The organism is Pseudomonas sp. A-RE-19, assembly GCF_019956555.1.
Lineage (GTDB): Bacteria > Pseudomonadota > Gammaproteobacteria > Pseudomonadales > Pseudomonadaceae > Aquipseudomonas.
This window is the reverse complement of the sequence record NZ_JAHBDQ010000029.1, coordinates 1-19114: the sequence shown is the minus strand read 5'-3', so window position 1 is coordinate 19114 and position 19114 is coordinate 1. Positions and strand designations below refer to the sequence as shown.

At 60.1% G+C, this 19114-nt stretch carries 19 protein-coding genes; 7 read left to right on the top strand and 12 right to left on the bottom strand.

Annotated features, from left to right (window positions below):
- Positions 1–17 precede the first annotated feature (17 nt).
- On the bottom strand, positions 18–497 hold the full coding sequence (locus tag KGB14_RS18705; RefSeq protein ID WP_007897732.1) for an RNA pyrophosphohydrolase: 480 nt from the start codon (positions 495–497) through the stop codon (positions 18–20).
- A gap of 143 nt (positions 498–640) precedes the next feature.
- Here KGB14_RS18705 and KGB14_RS18700 point away from each other — a divergent pair, with 143 nt between their 5' ends.
- A complete protein-coding gene (locus KGB14_RS18700; RefSeq protein ID WP_223488222.1) occupies positions 641–1297 on the top strand; it encodes an HAD family hydrolase in 657 nt (218 codons plus the stop codon).
- Positions 1298–1417: 120 nt separating this feature from the next.
- Here the strand turns inward: KGB14_RS18700 and KGB14_RS18695 are convergent, their stop codons facing one another.
- Both KGB14_RS18695 and ilvA read right to left on the bottom strand, forming a co-directional pair.
- Entirely contained in the window at positions 1418–1837 is a 420-nt protein-coding gene (locus KGB14_RS18695) for a DUF2269 domain-containing protein (protein WP_223488221.1), read from the bottom strand.
- A gap of 39 nt (positions 1838–1876) precedes the next feature.
- Positions 1877–3391 carry a threonine ammonia-lyase, biosynthetic gene (gene ilvA, locus KGB14_RS18690; RefSeq protein WP_223488220.1) on the bottom strand — a complete coding sequence of 505 codons (1515 nt, stop codon included), beginning with the start codon at positions 3389–3391 and terminating at the stop codon, positions 1877–1879.
- Positions 3392–3703: 312 nt separating this feature from the next.
- Here ilvA and rpiA point away from each other — a divergent pair, with 312 nt between their 5' ends.
- The gene (gene rpiA, locus KGB14_RS18685; protein WP_223488219.1) at positions 3704–4378 is read left to right on the top strand and encodes a ribose-5-phosphate isomerase RpiA; all 675 of its coding nucleotides are present in this window, start codon (positions 3704–3706) and stop codon (positions 4376–4378) included.
- 128 nt (positions 4379–4506) lie between these two features.
- Here rpiA and KGB14_RS18680 read toward each other — a convergent pair whose 3' ends face one another.
- From KGB14_RS18680 to KGB14_RS18665, 4 genes are all read right to left on the bottom strand, one after another.
- Entirely contained in the window at positions 4507–5424 is a 918-nt protein-coding gene (locus KGB14_RS18680) for an SdiA-regulated domain-containing protein (RefSeq protein ID WP_223488218.1), read from the bottom strand.
- Positions 5425–5616: 192 nt separating this feature from the next.
- Positions 5617–6546, bottom strand: coding sequence for an SdiA-regulated domain-containing protein (locus KGB14_RS18675; protein WP_223488217.1), 930 nt, complete (start codon positions 6544–6546; stop codon positions 5617–5619).
- A 257-nt stretch (positions 6547–6803) separates the two neighbouring features.
- The gene (locus KGB14_RS18670) at positions 6804–7469 is read right to left on the bottom strand and encodes a fumarylacetoacetate hydrolase family protein (protein ID WP_223488216.1); all 666 of its coding nucleotides are present in this window, start codon (positions 7467–7469) and stop codon (positions 6804–6806) included.
- 22 nt (positions 7470–7491) lie between these two features.
- The gene (locus tag KGB14_RS18665) at positions 7492–8886 is read right to left on the bottom strand and encodes an FAD-binding oxidoreductase (RefSeq protein WP_223488215.1); all 1395 of its coding nucleotides are present in this window, start codon (positions 8884–8886) and stop codon (positions 7492–7494) included.
- Positions 8887–9092: 206 nt separating this feature from the next.
- Between KGB14_RS18665 and serA the strand changes: the two genes are divergently transcribed.
- Positions 9093–10322, top strand: a complete 1230-nt coding sequence (gene serA / locus KGB14_RS18660; protein WP_223488214.1) for a phosphoglycerate dehydrogenase — start codon at positions 9093–9095, stop codon at positions 10320–10322.
- Positions 10323–10413: 91 nt separating this feature from the next.
- Here the strand turns inward: serA and KGB14_RS18655 are convergent, their stop codons facing one another.
- The gene (locus KGB14_RS18655) at positions 10414–10839 is read right to left on the bottom strand and encodes a DUF4399 domain-containing protein (protein ID WP_223488213.1); all 426 of its coding nucleotides are present in this window, start codon (positions 10837–10839) and stop codon (positions 10414–10416) included.
- Positions 10840–10974: 135 nt separating this feature from the next.
- Between KGB14_RS18655 and KGB14_RS18650 the strand changes: the two genes are divergently transcribed.
- Complete coding sequence (locus tag KGB14_RS18650) at positions 10975–11559, top strand: transporter substrate-binding domain-containing protein (RefSeq protein ID WP_223488212.1); 585 nt, start codon at positions 10975–10977, stop codon at positions 11557–11559.
- Between the two features lie 123 nt (positions 11560–11682).
- On the opposite strand, the gene KGB14_RS18645 is transcribed toward KGB14_RS18650, so the two are convergent.
- Positions 11683–12168, bottom strand: coding sequence for a DUF523 domain-containing protein (locus tag KGB14_RS18645; RefSeq protein WP_223488211.1), 486 nt, complete (start codon positions 12166–12168; stop codon positions 11683–11685).
- A gap of 2 nt (positions 12169–12170) precedes the next feature.
- Positions 12171–12803, bottom strand: coding sequence for a 2OG-Fe(II) oxygenase (locus tag KGB14_RS18640; protein WP_223488210.1), 633 nt, complete (start codon positions 12801–12803; stop codon positions 12171–12173).
- Positions 12804–12936: 133 nt separating this feature from the next.
- Between KGB14_RS18640 and KGB14_RS18635 the strand changes: the two genes are divergently transcribed.
- On the top strand, positions 12937–13689 hold the full coding sequence (locus KGB14_RS18635; protein ID WP_223488209.1) for a DUF2059 domain-containing protein: 753 nt from the start codon (positions 12937–12939) through the stop codon (positions 13687–13689).
- A gap of 120 nt (positions 13690–13809) precedes the next feature.
- On the opposite strand, the gene KGB14_RS18630 is transcribed toward KGB14_RS18635, so the two are convergent.
- Positions 13810–14757, bottom strand: a complete 948-nt coding sequence (locus KGB14_RS18630) for an alpha/beta hydrolase (protein ID WP_223488208.1) — start codon at positions 14755–14757, stop codon at positions 13810–13812.
- 97 nt (positions 14758–14854) lie between these two features.
- Here KGB14_RS18630 and KGB14_RS18625 point away from each other — a divergent pair, with 97 nt between their 5' ends.
- Together KGB14_RS18625 and KGB14_RS18620 are read left to right on the top strand one after the other, a co-directional pair.
- The gene (locus KGB14_RS18625) at positions 14855–15433 is read left to right on the top strand and encodes a DUF6436 domain-containing protein (protein ID WP_223488207.1); all 579 of its coding nucleotides are present in this window, start codon (positions 14855–14857) and stop codon (positions 15431–15433) included.
- A gap of 103 nt (positions 15434–15536) precedes the next feature.
- Positions 15537–17939, top strand: coding sequence for a penicillin acylase family protein (locus KGB14_RS18620; protein WP_223488206.1), 2403 nt, complete (start codon positions 15537–15539; stop codon positions 17937–17939).
- A 172-nt stretch (positions 17940–18111) separates the two neighbouring features.
- Here the strand turns inward: KGB14_RS18620 and KGB14_RS18615 are convergent, their stop codons facing one another.
- Complete coding sequence (locus KGB14_RS18615) at positions 18112–19077, bottom strand: GlxA family transcriptional regulator (protein WP_223488205.1); 966 nt, start codon at positions 19075–19077, stop codon at positions 18112–18114.
- Positions 19078–19114: the final 37 nt, after the last annotated feature.

The window sequence follows — 19114 nt, the reverse complement described above, 5'->3', positions numbered from 1 at the left end:
GGGGTCGAACTCCGTCGTCAGTCGCGCGCTAAAAGGCGCGGGGCAAGCTCTTTGAGAGCGCGTCGATACACCTCGCGCTTGAATGTCACCACCTGGCCCAACGGATACCAATAACTGACCCAGCGCCAGCCATCGAATTCCGGTTTACCGGTCAAATCCATCCGCACCCGCTGCTCGTTGGAGATCAGGCGCAGGAGAAACCATTTCTGCTTCTGGCCGATGCACAGCGGTTGGCTGTGTGTCCTGACCAGACGTTGCGGCAAACGATAGCGCAACCAGCCCCGGGTGCAGGCGAGAATTTCAACATCTTCGCGCTCCAGGCCCACTTCTTCGTTCAACTCGCGGTACAAGGCGTCTTCCGGCGTCTCCTGGGGATTGATCCCTCCCTGTGGAAACTGCCAGGCATCTTGATTGATACGGCGAGCCCAGAGCACCTGGCCGGCATCATTCGTCAGAATGATCCCGACATTGGGGCGGAAACCATCGGGGTCGATCACGGCAACAACCTCGCAAACGCATGTCGTCGCATTGTTCCACAAAGGTTGTGAAAGCAGCAACGAGCCGACCTACCTTATGTGCACTCTTGTGAAAAGTCCGTATTCTGGACACCTTTCTACAGACTTTTCAGCGAGTAACTGCAATGCGCCTGGCTTTATTCGACTTGGACAACACGCTTCTGGGCGGTGACAGTGACCACGCCTGGGGCGATTATCTGTGCGAACGCGGTTTCCTCGACGCCGTCGCCTACAAGGCACGCAACGACGAGTTCTATCAGGACTACCTGGCTGGCAAGCTGGATAACGACGCGTACCTGAACTTCTGCCTGGAAGTCCTCGGTCGCACCGAGATGGACACGCTGGATCAATGGCACATGGACTACATGCGCGACTGCATCGAACCGATCGTGCTGCCCAAGGGCCTCGATCTGTTGGCCCAACACCGCGAGGCCGGCGACAAGCTGGTGATCATCACCGCCACCAACCGCTTTGTGACCGGGCCGATTGCCGCACGTTTAGGCGTTGAAACCCTGATCGCCACTGAATGCGAAATGATCGACGGCCGTTACAGCGGGCGCAGCACCGACGTCCCATGCTTCCGTGAAGGCAAGGTGACCCGGCTGCTTCGTTGGCTGGAAGAGACCGGCCATAACCTGGAAGACAGCTATTTCTACAGCGATTCGATGAATGACCTGGCGCTGCTGGAACGGGTGGCAAACCCGATCGCTGTCGACCCGGACGTGAATCTGCGCGCTGAGGCCGAGAAGCGTGGCTGGCCGGTGATTACGCTGCGCGATTGAAATCGCCATCGCGAGCAGGCTCGCTCCCACAAGGGATTTGCGTCGATCACAAACGTGTGGCCATGCACCGATCCTTGTGGGAGCGAGCCTGCCCGCGATTGGGTCAACTCGGTCTGATGCTTAAACCGGCTTGGCCCCCATCAACCCCGCAATGGCGATAAAGCAGACAAAGCCGAGGAGAGCCAACGCAAACGTAAACTTCCCGTTTCCCGCCCCGGGCGCCTTGCGCAGCCGCACCACCAGCCAGCACCAGCTCAGCGCCGCCACGGCGTATAGCACGCTGGAAGCCAGCAGCCAGAGCTGCCCCAATGGCCAGCCCACCAGATGCACCATCCACCAGCCGGTGAACGGCATGCTCAGCAGCGCCAGGCCCATCAACAGCCAGATGAACACCAGCGGTCGTTGCAAGGTTCGAGTGTGAGCCGTCGCATCACCGTTACGGCGTGTGCGCCAGACCCAGATCGCCAGCCCCAGTGCGCTGATCAACAGCACCGCCGTCGCCACCATGTGAGCGATTTTAAGGGCAGTTAACGTTTCCATTGTTCGAATTCCTTATGACTTGCCCAACAGCGTAGCCACTCAGCCGAGAAACAACTGATAGGCCGGGTTGTCGCTTTCGTCCCAGTACGGGTAACCGATTTCTTCCAGTGCCGCCGGGACCAGATGACGCTCGTCGTGCGGTACTTGCAGGCCCGCGACCACGCGGCCATCGGCCGCGCCGTGGTTGCGGTAATGGAACATCGAAATGTTCCAGCGCCCGCCGAGCTTGTTGAGGAAGTTGAACAGCGCCCCCGGACGCTCCGGAAACTCGAAGCGAAACACCACCTCATCGACAACATGAGCGGCATGCCCGCCAACCATGTGGCGAATGTGCAGCTTGGCCAGTTCATTGTCGGTCAGGTCGAGTACCGGGAAACCTTGCTCGGCCAGGCTGGCGAGCAACACACTGCGCGGGTCGCTTTCCGGATGCGTCTGCACGCCGACAAAGATATGCGCTTCGCTGCCGGTGTTGTAGCGGTAGTTGAATTCGGTGATCTGGCGCTTGCCGATGGCTTCGCAGAAGGCCTTGAAGCTGCCCGGCTTCTCGGGGATGGTCACGGCGATGATGGCTTCGCGGCCCTCGCCCAGTTCGGCGCGCTCGGCGACGTGACGCAGACGGTCGAAGTTGACGTTGGCACCGGAATCGATGGCCACGAAAGTGTGACCGGTGATGCCGTGTTGCTCGACGTATTTCTTGATCCCGGCCACACCCAAGGCGCCGGCAGGTTCGGTGATCGAGCGGGTATCGTCGTAAATATCCTTGATCGCGGCACAGATTTCGTCGGTGCTGACGGTCAGCACTTCATCAACGTAGTCTTTGCAGATATCGAAGGTGTGCTGACCGATCTGCGCTACCGCGACGCCATCGGCAAAGAGGCCCACGCTCGGCAGCACCACGCGCTCGCCAGCCGCCATGGCGGCTTGCAGGCAGTTGGAGTCGTCCGGTTCGACGCCGATGATTTTGATGTCCGGGCGCAGGTATTTCACATACGCCGCGATCCCCGCGATCAGCCCGCCACCGCCCACTGGAACGAAGATCGCATCCAGACGCCCCGGGTGCTGACGCAGGATCTCCATGGCCACTGTGCCCTGCCCGGCAATGGTGTGGGGATCGTCGTAGGGGTGAATGTAGACGTAGCCTTTCTCATCAACCAGTTTCAGCGAGTAGGCCAGGGCTTCCGGGAACGAATCCCCGTGCAGCACCACTTTGCCGCCGCGCGAACGCACGCCTTCGACCTTGATCTCTGGAGTGGTCTTGGGCATCACGATGGTCGCTTTCACGCCCAGTACCTTGGCCGCCAGGGCCAGGCCTTGCGCATGGTTGCCCGCCGAAGCGGTGACCACGCCGCGCGCGCGTTCTTCAAGGCTCAGCTGCGTGAGCTTGTTGTACGCGCCGCGAATCTTGAACGAGAACACCGGCTGCAAGTCTTCACGCTTGAGCCAGATCTCGTTGCCCAGCCGCTCGGAGAGCTGGCGGGCAGTCTGCAATGGGGTTTCTACGGCAACGTCATAAACGCGCGAGGTGAGGATCTTTTTGACGTACTGTTCAAGCATCGGAAAGCATCACTGAGCGGGTTGGGCAGGATCAAGGAGTCTAACCCGGCTTTTGGGCGGGCGACCACACGAATCAAGAGGTTTTAGCCTCACCTGGGGAACATGACATCTGTAGGAGCGAGGCTTGCCCGCGAAGAACGATCACGCGGTGCATCATTTGTTACGTGTCGCTCCGTTCGCGGGCAAGCCTCGCTCCGACAGTTATCCGTTGTCGGGCGTACGCATTTGACCCGCCAATCGGGCAATGACCTTCCCCATCGCGAGGCCTATAATGCCGGCCTTTCGTCCCCCTTTCGGCACCCCGGAGCCCGCATGACCCAGGATCAACTCAAACAGGCCGTAGCCCAGGCTGCCGTCGACTTCATCCTCCCGAAACTCGACGACAAGAGCATCGTCGGCGTCGGCACCGGCTCCACCGCCAACTGCTTCATCGACGCCCTGGCCAAGCACAAAGGCGCGTTCGATGGCGCGGTGGCCAGCTCCGAAGCCACCGCCGCCCGCCTCAAGGGCCATGGCATTCCGGTGTATGAGCTCAATACTGTCAGCGACCTGGAGTTCTACGTCGACGGCGCCGACGAAAGCGACGAGCACCTGCACCTGATCAAGGGCGGCGGCGCGGCCCTGACCCGCGAGAAGATCGTGGCGGCCGTGGCCAAGACCTTCATCTGCATCGCCGATGCCAGCAAACTGGTGCCGGTCCTCGGTGCGTTCCCACTGCCGGTGGAAGTGATCCCGATGGCCCGCAGCCATGTAGCCCGCGAACTGGTGAAGCTTGGCGGCGATCCGGTTTACCGTGAAGGCGTGCTGACCGACAACGGCAACATCATCCTCGACGTGTTCAACATGCAGATCACCAACCCGGTGGAGCTGGAAACACAGATCAACGCCATCGTCGGCGTGGTCACCAACGGCTTGTTCGCAGCCCGCCCGGCCGACTTGCTGCTGCTGGGAACGAGTGAAGGTGTGAAAACCCTGCGCGCCCAGTAAGACAGACACAAAGCAAAACCTGTGGGAGCGAGCCTGCTCGCGATAAGGCCATCTCATTCAACATCAATGCTGAATGACAGGCCGCTATCGCGAGCAGGCTCGCTCCCACATTGGTTGTGGGGTGTTTGTCAGGGTTGCGGTGGTTTTTTGAAGACGTAGAACAGGTTCGGCTCGCTGACGAGGTACATCGTGCCGTCGTCGTCCATCGCGATACCTTCCGCTTGCGGCACAGCCCTCTGCAATCCCTGACGCCCCTTGCTCAGTGACAGGGTGCTCAGCGGTCGTCCGTCGACATCCAGTTCCAGAATCAGTCGCGACTCATCAGACAACGCCAGCAAATGGCCGCTGCGTTCGTCGTATTGCAGGCTCGACAGGTCTCGCACGAACAACCCGGCATCGCGCCTGGGGTTGTTCACCACATGCACCGCGTAGGATTTCTCCGGGTTGTAATGGGGGAAGCCCTGCACTTCGTAGATCAGCATCGGGTCGCGCTCCTTGGCGACGAACAAGCGCTTGCCCACCGAGTCATAGGCCAACCCTTCGAAACCCTTGTTGCCGTTCGTGTGCACGCCGAGGGTCATCTGTTCGGCATCCGCCGCGTCGAGAAACGTCGCGTCCTTCTCCAGATGAATCTTGATCAGCCGTTGCTGGTGTTCGTCAGTGACGACGTAAGTGTCGGCGCTGATGAACTCCACCGCTTCCGGGTCGCCGAACCCGACCAGCGCCACGCGCCGCAGGACTTTGCCCTCAAGGGACAATTCGATCAGCTCGGCGTTTTTGTTGGTGACGGTGAACAGGCTCTTGCGCACCGGATCGAAGGTCAACGCCGAAACATCAGCGTCCAGACCGTCAATGACTTGCGCCTCGATCGCGACCTGATACTGATCCAGGCCAATGGACCGGGCATTCATCGGCTGCCAGAGCGCCTGCACATTGAACCAGGTGCGCTCGAACAGACGCAGGTGCTGGCCGACCGCAACCAGCACGATCAGCGCCATGACCGGCAGGATCAGCATCAAGGGTTGGGGGCGGGCAAGTCGGCGCATTCAGGCAGCTCGGAAACAGGACGGGCGGATGAAATACCACGCCCGTGTGAATTCAAGCTTAATGGCCACTGCCCTGACACCACAACTGGCGGAGGTGATCAGTGTAGGAGCTGCCGCAGGCTGCGATCTTTTGATCTTCTGGCGGTGCAGATCAAGATCAAAAGATCGCAGCCTGCGGCAGCTCCTGCGGGGTCAGCGTTGTTTTTCGAACCGGTAGAACAGGTTCGGCTCACTCACCATGTACAGCGTGCCAGCTTCGTCCATCGTCACGCCTTCGGCACGGGGAATGGTTTTCTTCAGACCATTGAAACCACCGAGCAAGGTCATGAAACTGACCTGCTCGCCTTTCTCGTCCAATTCCAGCAACAGGTGAGAGTCGGCGGACAACACCAGGGTATGACCAGTGCGTGGGTCGACGGCCAAGGCCGACAGGTTGCGGATATCCAGCTCGTCGCTGGACAGCTTTTGCTTGTCGCCCTTGAGGGTCTGGCTGCCGTCGCTTTTCCAGCTGAACAGCGCTGGCGGACGCTCTTCACCCAGCAATATTTGCTGATTGCGTGCATCCCATACGACTCCCTCGAAGCCTTTATTCTGGTTCTTCGACGGGCCGAGGTCGTATTTCGGGAAATTGGCGATATTCAGCTCGCGAGTATCGGCATCGACCTTGACGATGGAGAGCAGGTGTTCGCGCTCATCGGTAATCGCCAGCAAACCGTTGCCCATCACGGTCACCCCTTCCGGGTTGCTCCAGCCCACCAGCGGCATTTTGCGCAATACGTCGCCCTGCAAGGTCAACTCGACCAGGAACGGGTTCTTGCCCATCACTGAAAACAGGGTTTTGGTCTGCGGGTCGTAAGACACGTCCGATGCTTCGTCCTTCTCCATGCCCGGGAGCAGCTTGGCGTCGATCACCGCCCGGTAATCCGGCAGCCAGACACTCTTCTGGCGCTCGGCCGGGCTTTCGAAGCGCTCCATCACCCAAAGCACGCCGCGATCATCCCAGTGCATTGCATGCAAGAGGCCATACGTAGCGGCCGCCACCAGCAAAAGCCAGGAATACCACCGCATGACAAAGCGCGAGCGGCGGGCAGTTTTCAGCTTGGGCAGCGGTTGGGTGGTCATGCGGGGATGCGTTCCAGAAATTCAGGCTATGGGTAATAGCACATTGGGATTGGCTCAGATGCCAGATGCCCCGGAATTATCCAGACAAGATGTGAAAAAAACGGAAAATGGCGGGATTGCCCTTTGTCGGCCTTCACAAAAAACCAATGTGGGAGCGAGCCTGCTCGCGATGAGGCCAGCACATTCAACAATGATGTCGAATGACAGACCGCTATCGCGAGCAGGCTCGCTCCCACAGGGTTCAGCGGTGTTTCCGGCTAGCGCACGCTGCTGGTGAAACGGCTGACGCCCGGCAATTCGAGCACCAGTTCGTCACCGACATTCAGCGGGCCAACGCCCACCGGTGTCCCCGTGAGGATCACATCACCGGCCTGCAGCGAGAAGCAGCCAGCCATGTGCTGGATCATCGGCACAATCGGATTGAGCATGTCCTTGCTGTTGCCATCCTGGCGGACTTCGCCATTGATGGTCAGGCGGATGCCAATATCGGTCAGGTCGGCAAACGTGCTGCCCGCCACGAACGGCGCAAGCACTGCCGCACCGTCGAAAGACTTGGCGATTTCCCAAGGCAGGCCCTTGGCTTTCAGCTCCGCCTGTTTGTCACGCAGGGTCAGGTCCAGGGCCGGGGCGATGCCGGAGATGGCATCCAGCACTTCTTCACGGCTCGGCTTGGTCGACAACGGCTTGCCGATCAACACGGCAATTTCCGCTTCGTAATGCACCGAGCCACGTTCGGTCGGAATGCTGAAACCGCCTTCCAGCGGCACCACGCAACTGCCCGGCTTGATGAACAGCAGTGGCTCAGTAGGCACCGGGTTGTCCAGTTCCTTGGCGTGTTCGGCGTAGTTACGGCCGATACACACCACTTTCCCCAACGGGAAGTGAATACGCGTACCGTCGACATACTGGTGCTGATAGCTCATTACCGACTCCTGTTTCGTTGATTCAAGCAGCGAAAATCTTGCCCGGGTTCATGATGCCGTTCGGGTCGAATACCGCTTTGACGGCTTTCATGTACTCGATCTCAACCGGCGAGCGGCTATAGGTCAAGTAATCACGCTTGGTCATGCCCACACCGTGTTCAGCGGAAATCGAACCGTTGTACTTCTCGACGGTTTCGAACACCCACTTGTTGACGGTGGCGCACTTGGCGAAGAACTCGTCCTTGCTCAGGTTGTCCGGCTTGAGGATGTTCAAGTGCAGGTTTCCGTCACCAATGTGACCGAACCAGACGATTTCGAAATCCGGGTAATGTTCGCCGACGATCGCATCGATTTCTTTCAGAAACCCTGGGACTTTCGACACAGTGACCGAAATGTCGTTTTTATACGGCGTCCAGTGGGAAATGGTTTCGGAGATGTACTCGCGCAATTTCCACAGGTTCTGCAACTGGGTTTCGCTCTGGCTCATCACGCCGTCCAGTACCCAGCCCTGCTCGACGCAATGCTCGAAAGTTTCCAGGGCGTGGTTAGCCACTTCTTCAGTGGTCGCTTCGAATTCCAGCAGCGCATAGAACGGGCAGTCGGATTCGAACGGTGCCGGCACATCACCGCGCGCCATGACTTTGGCCAGGGCTTTATCGGAGAAGAATTCGAAAGCAGTCAGGTCAAGCTTGCTCTGGAACGCGTGCAACACCGGCATGATCGAGTCGAAATCGGCGGTACCCAGGACCATCGCGGTGAGGTTTTTCGGCGCCCGGTCCAGGCGCATGGTGGCTTCGACCACAAAGCCCAGCGTGCCTTCGGCGCCGATGAACAGCTGACGCAAATCGTAGCCGGTGGCGTTCTTGATCAGGTCTTTGTTCAGTTCCAGCAGATCGCCCTTGCCGGTGACGACTTTCATGCCGGCCACCCAGTTGCGGGTCATGCCGTAACGAATCACCTTGATCCCGCCGGCATTGGTGCCGATATTGCCGCCAATCTGGCTGGAACCTGCCGAAGCGAAGTCCACCGGGTAGTAAAGCCCGTGCTCTTCGGCCTTGTTCTGCAATTGCTCGGTAACCACGCCTGGCTGACAAACGGCCGTGCGGTCGGTCAGGTTCACATCGAGGATCTGGTTCATGTAGTCGAAGGACACGACCACTTCGCCATTGGCCGCTACCGCCGCAGCGGAAAGCCCGGTACGACCGCCGGACGGCACCAGGGCAACCTTGTGCTCATTGGCCCAACGGACAATCGCCTGAACCTGCTCAGTGGTCTTGGGGAATACAATGGCCGTCGGGGCCGGGGCGAAATGCTTGGTCCAATCCTTACCGTAAGCATTCAGGGAGTCGGCGTCGGTCAGCACCTTGCCAGGCTCAACCAGGGTCTTCAGCTCATCAATCAGGGCAGGATTGGTCATCGACAGAACTCTCGAACAATTCATGGTCATCCTGAAGACGCTTCACGTCGCAGGAATGAGTGTTTAGCGGGGTGCATATGCTAGCATACCGACCCCGCAGGGTAGTGCCCAAAGGCTGTTCTGCGGTGACGGCTTTCTTGCCGTCCGGGTCAGCTCACGCTGTCCGATTCCCTGCCATTTTTTCTCCGGGACACAGGTTTACGCAGATGAGCAAGACTTCTCTCGATAAGAGCAAGATCAAGTTCCTTCTTCTCGAAGGCGTCCACCAATCGGCTGTCGACGTCCTCAAGGCGGCGGGCTACACCAGCATCGAGTACCTCACAGGTTCTCTGCCGGAAGCCCAGCTGAAGGAAAAGATCGCTGATGCTCACTTCATCGGCATTCGCTCCCGCACTCAACTGACCGAAGAGATCTTCGATCACGCGAAGAAACTGGTGGCTGTCGGCTGTTTCTGCATCGGCACCAACCAGGTCGACCTCAACGCGGCTCGCGAACGCGGCATCGCGGTATTCAACGCGCCGTACTCCAACACTCGCTCCGTAGCCGAGCTGGTACTGGCCGAGGCGATTCTGCTGCTGCGCGGCATCCCTGAGAAGAACGCTTCCTGCCACCGTGGCGGCTGGATCAAGAGCGCGGCCAACTCCTTCGAAATCCGTGGCAAGAAGCTGGGTATCGTCGGTTACGGCTCGATCGGTACCCAACTGTCGGTTCTGGCTGAAGGCTTGGGGATGCAGGTGTACTTCTACGACACCGTGACCAAGCTGCCATTAGGCAACGCAACGCAAGTTGCCAGCCTGACCGAGCTGCTGGGCATGTCCGACATCGTCACCCTGCACGTTCCGGAAACCGCAGCCACCCAGTGGATGATCGGCGAGAAGGAAATCCGCGCCATCAAGAAGGGCGGCATTCTGATCAACGCTGCTCGCGGCACCGTGGTCGAACTGGACGCCCTGGCGGACGCGATCAAGGACAAGCACCTGATCGGCGCGGCCATCGACGTGTTCCCGGTGGAGCCGCGCTCCAACGAAGAAGAGTTCGAAAGCCCGCTGCGTGGCCTCGACAACGTGATCCTGACCCCGCACATCGGTGGTTCTACTGCTGAAGCTCAGGCCAACATTGGTCTGGAAGTGGCGGAAAAACTGGTCAAGTACAGCGACAACGGTACTTCGGTATCGTCCGTGAACTTCCCGGAAGTGGCCCTGCCGGCTCACCCTGGCAAGCACCGCCTGCTGCACATCCACGAGAACATTCCGGGTGTGATGAGCGAGATCAACAAGGTCTTCGCCGAAAACGGCATCAACATTTCCGGTCAGTTCCTGCAGACCAACGAGAAAGTCGGCTACGTCGTGATCGACGTCGATGCCGAGTACTCGGACCTGGCGCAAGAGAAGCTGCAGCACATCAACGGCACTATTCGTTGCCGCGTGTTGTTCTGATCGCGTTTTGAGCGACAAAAAAGGGAGCTCCTCGGAGCTCCCTTTTTCATGGCTGCTTTTTCACGGCCGCTTTTTCATGGCTGTGGAAAAGTTACTTCACATTCACGGTGATTTTTTTCGAAACGATTGGCGGATCGAACGGCATGTGACCGCTGTCGCCCAGTTCGAGCTGCAAGGTGTGCTTGCCCGGCGCCAGTTTGATTTCGGCCTGGGTCTGCGCTTTGCCGAAGTGCATATGGTTGGCATCCGCTGGAATCGGAGCACCCGCGGCCGGTAGTTTGTCCACATCGATCAGCAAATGGTGATGGCCAGTGTTTTTGGTGACATCGCCCGCTGGCGCCAGCGCGATTTCCTTGACGCCGAATTTCACGGTAAAGGTTTGCGCGACCGTGGCTCCGTTCTCGGGAGATACGATAAATACTTCAGCGCCTTTCGGAGCGGGTGTGGCAGCCGTTGCCAGCATCGAAGCCCCCATCAGCAGGCCAGCCAATGCTGCTCGTGACATAAAGGTTTTCATTCTCTTCTCCAGTTTTTCCGTAAAATTCGCTTGGCCGAGACAACTTCACGGCCATTCGTTGTCGAAGGCACTCGATAACCATAGCAAAGCGAGCCTGAACAGCGCGTCGCGATAAATAAAATCAAAGGAGTGACCATGCGTTTTTTGCCTGGCCTGATCTGCCTGCTACCCCTTTTGAGCCCTTTGGCTCATGCCGAACTGATGGACGATGTAAACGACCGCGGCGAATTGCGCATTGCCCTTGAGGCTAATACACCGCCCTTCAATTTCAAGGATGACGACAAACTGACCGGATTCGAGGTCGAGCTGGGTCAACTGCTGGCCAATGAACTGGATGTACGGGCCGACTTCGTCGTGACCGATTCCGGCGATCTGTTGAGCGGCGTTGAAAGCGGCAAGTACGACGTTGCCATCAATCACATAGCACAGACCCCGGAGCTGAAGGATCGTTTCGACTTCAGCGAACCTTACATTCACACCGATGCGCAATTGATCGCGCAAAAAGAAGAGCAGCCGCGTTCAATCCTGTTGGTGCAGTCGCTGACGGAGCAAAAGCCGAAAGCCGCCCCTGTGAGCCTGGCGATTCCGTTTCAGAAGGGTAACCCGGCGTTTCATGCCAGCCTGGAAAACGCCTTGCAGCGGATCAAGGCCGATGGCCGGCTGGAGACGCTGGAGCAGAAATGGTTCGGGGCGGATACGGGTGTGGCGCCGAAACCCTGAAATCGCGGAGAAACCTGTGGGAGCGAGCCTGCTCGCGATGGGGTCATAACAGTCAACATTGATGCTAAATGTAAGACCGCTATCGCGAGCAGGCTCGCTCCCACATGGGTTTTGCGCAAGGCGCTAGTTCAGGGTTGCCAGAGTTATCGCCGCTTCAGCCAACTCCAACTCGCTGAAAACCTGGACGCCATTGCGCTTGAGCAATGCCGCGGTGACCCCCTCACCGCTGACCTTCACGCCACTGAATGTCCCGTCGTAGGTCAACAGATTCCCGCAAGACGGGCTGTTGGCCTTGAGCACGGCAACCCGAATGCCGTGCTGTCGCACCAGCTCCAGCGCCTGATAAGCCCCCGAAAGAAACTCGGCACTGACGTCCTCGCCCTCGGTGGTGATGACCGATGCAAGGCCATCAAGCACTTCACCGCCCTGCCCGCCCGGGATTTCCGCCGCCGCCCTTGGCGTCGGCAACCCGCCGGCGACTTCCGGGCACAACGGCACCACCCGGCCTTCGGCAACCCATTGGTCCAACAAGTCAAACGGCCCACTGGCCCCGCCGTCGTAACGGACGCGGTGCCCCAGCAAACAGCGGCTTACCAGAATCTTGTGCATGATCAGAACGGCTCGTTGCCACGACGTCGGAACCAGCCCGTCAACGACAGGCGATCTCGGGTCGCGGGCAGCACTTCGTGGGGGACTTCGCCCGACAGGAACACCACCAGGCATCCGCCGGTGGGCACCACATCGCGTTCGACGCCTTTGTCCAGGTACATGCGCAACTGACCGCCGTGCGCGGGCAGCCAGCCGTCATTGAGGTAGATCACCGCCGAGACCATGCGCCGGTCGTCGTCGCGAAAACGGTCGACATGCTTGAGGTAAAAAGCGCCGGGCGGGTACAGGGCAAAATGGCTTTCGAAATCTTCCAGGCCCAGAAACAAACCGCGATTCAAGGCCTCACGCAGGCGGTCCATCAACCCCAGATAGCGGTCGCAAGCCTCGGCCTGACCGGGCTCGAGCCACTGGATATGGTCGCCGCGAATACCTTCGCGGATTTCCGAAAACGGTCCGCGCCCCACGGCGGCCGGGGCGAGCTCACCCTCGGCGGCACGTTTACGGCATTCGGCCGCGAGGGCCCGGGTCAGATCCTGAGGCAGGAAAATATTCTGCTGCGACCACCCGCGCTCAGCCAGGTCGTCGACGATACGTAACAGCAGCGGGTGATCAGAGGGTATGTGCATGGCGCGCATATTATTCCTGTGCCCGCAAATCCGACAGAGCCGCGTAGCGGAGGATTGGTCGGATAAGGCACTCAACCTGATACGAATTCTCGACAAGTACGAATGCCGCACGGAGAATAGTCGCCTGCTGACAGGAGTCCCTATGCGTCGCTTGCTTTTTTCACTGCTGATGTTCTGCGTTTTGCCCGCCTGGGCAGACGGCCACGACCGGTTGTACAAGGTCGCCGGTTGGCCAGAACAACGCGCGCATTTCAACGATGCTCTTTCAGCCGCTCAGCAGCGTTACCAAAGCAGCCTGCCGCCAGCGGTGTTTCAGGCCCTGGTCAACAACAGCAATCAACGTTTCGCTCCCAATGCCATGGACCAGCGTGCCGAGGCGCAACTGCGCAAGAACCTCGCCGATCCGAACCCTGCACTGACCTTCTTTCAATCGCCCCTGGGCAAAAAAATCATCGCCGCCGAACTGCTGGCAACCCGTCGCGATCAATTGGCGAAAAACGCCAAGGGCTTGCCGAAAATACAGGCCAGCGATACTCGTCAGTTGATCATCGGGCACCTGTCCCAGGCCCTGCCCGCCCGCGAGGCCGGCGCTGAAGTCAGCCTGGCAATTGCGGGTGTGGCAGCCGACAGCCTGAGTTCGATGATCCCCGGCCTGCTCGGCGGTGGTCAGGCTCAAGGCATGTTGAACGGTCAGCGCCAGCGCCTGATGGAGCAGATCGGCGCCGACCTGAACAACACGCTGCTGTATGTCTATCGCGACCTGTCGGATGAAGAGCTGGAAGAGTTCGCGACCTTTGCCGAGTCCACGGAAGGCAAGGCTTATTATCAGGCGGCATTGGCGGCGATTCGGGCGGGGTTGGCGGTGGGGCAAAGCACGTCGAGCCTGGCCCAATAATCTGCAGCGACTGGTAGATCGCTATCGCGAGCAGGCTCGCTCCCACAGTTGACCGGGTTGCCCAGGCAGACACGGTCTAATGTGGGAGCGAGCCTGCTCGCGATAGGGTCGCAATGACCGCTAAAGATTCCGCCCCTTGATCCGCTTGCTCAAAAACCCGAAATACTCCTTTCGCAATCCCGCTGACTCATTCGCCAAATGATGCCGCGCCTCAGGCAGCATCAGCACCTGAGGCCGATCGAACTTGCCTCGCAATACATCAAGGTTGTGCTTCCAATCCACCGTCATGTCCGCCTGCCCCTGCACAATCAGTGGCCGTCGTGGGCTGCTCGGTGCCGCTTCGATACGCTTGATCCACCGCCCCAGCGCACCGACCCAGGCCGTCGGCAGACGCAGCGGTTGCAGCGGATCGGTTTGCAGGAACGCCAGGAAGCCAGGGTCGTTGGAGTTTTCGCTGAAGCGCCGGGCAATACCTTTGACGAACGGCTTGAGCAGGTAATAACTGAGCTTGGACCAACCCCAGGCTCGCGGCCGTACCAGTGGCGACAGCAGAATCACCTGCCCCTGAGCCGGACTGTTCGCACCCTGATTGAGCACATGGTCGATCACGATCGCCCCGCCGGTGCTTTGCCCGCACAAGTGCCAGGGCTGCGGAAGGCCCAGCGACTGCGCCTCGGCCAACAGCCCTTGCAGAGTATCCTGATACTCGGCGAAGTCCTTGATGCTCGCCCGTTCGCCACTGGACAGACCATGCCCCGGCAGGTCACAGGCGATCACCGCAAAACCCTGGTCCAGCGCCCACTCGATCACATGCCCATAGAGCCCGGTGTGATCGTAGAAACCGTGAAACAAAAACAGCGTCGCCTTCGCCCGCTCGGGCCACCAGAGTTGGCTGACCACTTCATAGCCATCGACCTCGAAACGCCCCAGGCCACTGCGCAAGGTTCGCTGGGGAAAATCCAGCCCATAAAAGTGCTGATAGGCCATGGCTTCCGTCGACAGCGGCTGCCACTCGGCCAATGGCCGCAGGCTGGCACGCAAATGATCGGGGTCGAAAGTGGCAGACATGGGCTATTCCAAAGCGCTAAACGGACTTTATGGGCCTGCGATATTCATCTGTCGCGGCAAGCATGGCAAGCTAGCCGACCTTCGAGGATTGAAACCCATGCGTCCGGCCTACCGCACCACACTGCTTGCCTGCCTGCTCGCCCTTGTGTGTGCCGGCGTGCTGTGGGCCGCCTATGACTGGTTTCAGGGGCGTTACTTGCGAGCCTTCAGTTCGCACACCGCCGTGTTCTCCGGCGACCCTTTGCGCCTGCCGGACGAACTGGCCGGCCCCGGCGCCATCCGTCTGGTGCACTTCTGGGACCCGGCCTGCCCGTGCAATGTCGGCAACCAACAACACTTGACCGAACTGGTTGAGCGCTATGCACCGCAGGGCGTGGAGTTCTATGCGGTACAAAAGCCCGGCAGCCATGGTCAGTTGCCCAGCACCTTGAGCCGCCTTAAAACCATCACCGTCCTGCCAGGCTCCGAACAAATCCCCGCCAGCCCGGCGGTGGCGATCTGGGACCGCAGTGGCAAGCTGGCGTATTTCGGTCCGTACAGCGAGGGCCTGACCTGCAATTCGAGCAACAGTTTTATCGAGCCCATCCTGCAAGCGCTGAACGAAGGCCGGGCGGTGAACGCCACCCATACGCTGGCGGTGGGTTGCTACTGCCCGTGGCCCGCCGAGGTGAAGTAAGGCATTCCTGACTTTTCCAGGACCGCGATGCCCGGCACAGGAGGTCTGTGCTACACGTTTGCAGCCCACACGGGCGGCAATCCCGACCGAACAAGGAGTCACCATGAAACGCGTCCTGACCGTACTTGCCTTGCTGATCGTCGTGCTCGTCGCCGGGGGCGGCTGGTATGTGTACAGCAAGCAACCGACGCGCCAGGGCCAGGTGCAATTGCAGCACCTGCAAGGTTCGGTGACCGTGCGCTACGACGAGCGCGGCGTGCCGCATATCCGCGCCGAAAACGAAACCGACCTCTATCGCGCCCTCGGCTACGTGCAGGCCCAGGACCGACTGTTCCAGATGGAAGCCGTGCGGCGTCTGGCCCGTGGGGAGCTGGCCGAAGTCCTCGGCCCGAAACTGCTCGACACCGACAAACTGTTTCGCAGCCTGCGCATCCGCGAACGTGCTGACCGTTACGTGGCCGCGCTGGATCGTCAGTCGCCGGCGTGGAAGGCCCTGCAAGCTTATCTGGACGGCATCAATCAATATCAGGACAGCCACGCTGCGCCGGTAGAGTTCGATGTGCTGGGGATCCCCAAGCGCCCTTTCACCGCCGAAGACAGCATCAGCATCGCCGGCTACATGGCCTACAGCTTTGCAGCGGCGTTTCGCACCGAACCCTTGCTGACGTATGTGCGTGACCAACTGGGCGCCGAGTACCTGAACATCTTCGATCTCGACTGGCAGCCCCAGGGCGTGTTGGCCAAAGGGCGCGCAAATCCTGCACCGGCCCTCACCGCCAACGACTGGAAGGATCTGAACGCCCTCGCCCGCTTGAGTGAGCAAGCGCTGGCCGACAATGGCTTGCCACAGTTCGAAGGCAGCAATGCCTGGGTGATTTCCGGCAATCGCAGCAAAAGCGGCAAGCCACTGCTGGCCGGTGACCCGCACATTCGCTTCTCGGTGCCGTCGGTTTGGTACGAAGCGCACCTGTCGGCGCCGGGCTTCGAACTTTATGGCTACCATCAGGCGCTGGTGCCGTTTGCGTTTCTCGGCCACAACCTGGACTTCGGCTGGAGCCTGACGATGTTCCAGAACGATGATCTGGACTTGATCGCCGAGAAGGTCAACCCGGACAACCCGAACCAGGTCTGGTATCGCGGCCAGTGGGTCGACATGGTCAACACCGAACAACAGATCGCGGTCAAAGGCCAGCCACCGGTCACGCTGACCCTGCGCCAGTCGCCCCACGGCCCGATCATCAACGATGCGCTCGGCACAGCTGCGGGCAAGACACCGGTTGCCATGTGGTGGGCCTTCCTCGAGACCCCGAATCCGATCCTCGACGGTTTCTATCAGCTCAACCGCGCCGACACCCTGGCCAAGGCCCGCGCCGCGTCGGCCAAGGTTCAGGCTCCGGGGCTGAACATCGTCTATGCCAACGCCAAGGGTGACATCGGCTGGTGGGCCTCGGCGCTGCTGCCCAAGCGCCCGGCCGGGGTGAAACCCGGGTTCATCCTCGACGGCAGCACCCCTCAGGCAGACAAGGAAGGGTTTTACCCGTTCAGCGCCAACCCGCAGGAAGAGAACCCGGCGCGGGGCTACATCGTCTCGGCCAACTTCCAGCCGGTATCGCCGACCGGCATGGAAATTCCCGGTTACTACAACCTCGCCGATCGTGGTCAGCAGCTCAATCGTCAACTCAGCGACAAAAACGTGAAATGGGACAACGAGGCCAACCAGAAGCTGCAACTGGGCACCACCACCGCTTACGGTCCGCGTTTGCTGGCGCCGTTGCTGCCGGTGCTGCGTGAAGTGGTGAGTGATCCCACCGAGCTCAAAATGGTGGAGCAACTGGCGCAGTGGAACGGCGATTACCCGCTGGACTCCATCAGCGCCACGCTGTTCAACCAGTTCTTGTTCAACCTCGCCGACGCAGCGATGCGCGATGAACTGGGCAATGACTTCTTCGAAACATTGCTCCCGACCCGGGTGATCGATGCCGCGCTGCCACGTCTGGCGGCCTCCGCCGATTCACCGTGGTGGGACAACCGCAACACCCCCGGCAAGGAAACCCGCGCCGATACGGTCAAGGTGGCCTGGAAAGCGAGCATCGCTCACCTCAAGACCACCCTGGGCGCCGATTTCACCCAATGGCAATGGGGCAAGGCGCACACCCTGACCCACGGCCATCCATTGGGGATGCAGAAGCCGCTGGACCAGATCTTCAACGTCGGGCCGTTCGCGGCACCCGGCAGCCACGAAGTGCCGAACAACCTCTCGGCGAAAATCGGCCCGGCGCCGTGGCCCGTGACCTACGGCCCGTCGACGCGGCGGCTGATCGATTTCGCCGACCCGGCCCACAGCCTGACCATCAACCCGGTCGGCCAGAGCGGCGTGCCGTTCGACAGCCACTATGCCGACCAGGCCGAGGCGTATATCGAAGGGGTTTACTACCAGGCGTATTTCAATGATGAAGAAGTGACGGCCAATACCCGCAGCACGTTAAGGCTGTTGCCGGCGCGGTAGATTTTTTGCTGGCCGGGCTGACGCCTTCGCGGGCAAGCCTCGCTCCTACGGTTATGGGCAAGTCATCAATTTGTGAACGACATACCGTAGGAGCGAGGCTTGCCCGCGAAGAGGCCATCTGGACCAATACATATCCAGATTCCGCGCTGCCCTTTCTCCGACGCCGCGGCCTTCAAACCATCGCCGCAAAATTCAACCTGAACTGCTGCGGCGTCACCCCCAGCCTGCGGTTGAACACACTGCGCATGTGCTGGGCATCGCGAAACCCGCACTGGTACGCCACGGTTTTCAGCGGCGCACGGGTGCTTTCGAGCATCACCCGCGCCGCGTCCACCCTTGCCTGTTCGACGAATTCCGCCGGAGTGATTTTCGCCTCCTTGGCAAACACCCGGGAAAAGTTGCGCGCGCTCATATTGGCCGCGTTGGCCAGATCGGCGAGGGTCAGGTCGCCATTGAGGTTGGCCAACACGTAGAGCTGGACCAGTGCCACCGCCGACGTGGGTTCGGCGTGAGGCGTAAGGAACGGGCTGAACTGCGATTGCCCGCCAGAGCGCTGGGTGAACACCACCAGCCGCTTGGCCACGCTGAGTGCCACGTCCGGCCCGTGATCCCGGGCCAGCAGATATAACGACAGATCGATCCCCGCAGTGACCCCGGCCGAGGTGTAAAGCTCGCCGTCCTGCACGTACAAACGATCAGCCTCGACCTGAGTCGACAGGCACAACTGCGCCAGCGCCGCCGCGTCGCCCCAGTGGGTGGTGACTGTTCGCCCATCGAGCAGTCCGGCCCGGGCAAGCATGAAGGCACCGTTGCAGATCGAGCCAAAACGTTGCGCCCGCGCGCAGGCATCGCGCAGCCAGGCATCGAACGCCGCGCCAAAATTCAGGAACGGCAACTGCGGCCCGCCCGCCACCAACAGCAGGTCATAGGCCTCCAGCGCGTCACTGAAATGCCGATGGGCATTGAGCGACAAACCGTTGGAGCACGCCATCACCCCATGCTCGACACCGATCACCTCCAGTCGATAGTGATTTTCCGGCGCGAGGAAACGATTGGCTTCGGAGAACACATCCATGGGGCCCGTGACGTCCAGTGACTGGACGCCTGGGAAAATGACGATGGCGACGGTTTTGTGCATGGTTCAAGTTCACCTTCAAATTGAAAAGATCGCAGCC

Excerpts from the sequence above, each read along its gene's own strand:
- KGB14_RS18700 (WP_223488222.1), top strand. The coding sequence starts at position 641 with ATGCGCCTGGCTTTATTCGACTTGGACAACACGCTTCTGGGCGGTGAC.
- KGB14_RS18695 (WP_223488221.1), bottom strand. The coding sequence starts at position 1,837 with ATGGAAACGTTAACTGCCCTTAAAATCGCTCACATGGTGGCGACGGCG.
- ilvA (WP_223488220.1), bottom strand. The coding sequence starts at position 3,391 with ATGCTTGAACAGTACGTCAAAAAGATCCTCACCTCGCGCGTTTATGAC.
- rpiA (WP_223488219.1), top strand. The coding sequence starts at position 3,704 with ATGACCCAGGATCAACTCAAACAGGCCGTAGCCCAGGCTGCCGTCGAC.
- KGB14_RS18680 (WP_223488218.1), bottom strand. The coding sequence starts at position 5,424 with ATGCGCCGACTTGCCCGCCCCCAACCCTTGATGCTGATCCTGCCGGTC.
- KGB14_RS18675 (WP_223488217.1), bottom strand. The coding sequence starts at position 6,546 with ATGACCACCCAACCGCTGCCCAAGCTGAAAACTGCCCGCCGCTCGCGC.
- KGB14_RS18670 (WP_223488216.1), bottom strand. The coding sequence starts at position 7,469 with ATGAGCTATCAGCACCAGTATGTCGACGGTACGCGTATTCACTTCCCG.
- KGB14_RS18665 (WP_223488215.1), bottom strand. The coding sequence starts at position 8,886 with ATGACCAATCCTGCCCTGATTGATGAGCTGAAGACCCTGGTTGAGCCT.
- serA (WP_223488214.1), top strand. The coding sequence starts at position 9,093 with ATGAGCAAGACTTCTCTCGATAAGAGCAAGATCAAGTTCCTTCTTCTC.
- KGB14_RS18655 (WP_223488213.1), bottom strand. The coding sequence starts at position 10,839 with ATGAAAACCTTTATGTCACGAGCAGCATTGGCTGGCCTGCTGATGGGG.
- KGB14_RS18650 (WP_223488212.1), top strand. The coding sequence starts at position 10,975 with ATGCGTTTTTTGCCTGGCCTGATCTGCCTGCTACCCCTTTTGAGCCCT.
- KGB14_RS18645 (WP_223488211.1), bottom strand. The coding sequence starts at position 12,168 with ATGCACAAGATTCTGGTAAGCCGCTGTTTGCTGGGGCACCGCGTCCGT.
- KGB14_RS18640 (WP_223488210.1), bottom strand. The coding sequence starts at position 12,803 with ATGCGCGCCATGCACATACCCTCTGATCACCCGCTGCTGTTACGTATC.
- KGB14_RS18635 (WP_223488209.1), top strand. The coding sequence starts at position 12,937 with ATGCGTCGCTTGCTTTTTTCACTGCTGATGTTCTGCGTTTTGCCCGCC.
- KGB14_RS18630 (WP_223488208.1), bottom strand. The coding sequence starts at position 14,757 with ATGTCTGCCACTTTCGACCCCGATCATTTGCGTGCCAGCCTGCGGCCA.
- KGB14_RS18625 (WP_223488207.1), top strand. The coding sequence starts at position 14,855 with ATGCGTCCGGCCTACCGCACCACACTGCTTGCCTGCCTGCTCGCCCTT.
- KGB14_RS18620 (WP_223488206.1), top strand. The coding sequence starts at position 15,537 with ATGAAACGCGTCCTGACCGTACTTGCCTTGCTGATCGTCGTGCTCGTC.
- KGB14_RS18615 (WP_223488205.1), bottom strand. The coding sequence starts at position 19,077 with ATGCACAAAACCGTCGCCATCGTCATTTTCCCAGGCGTCCAGTCACTG.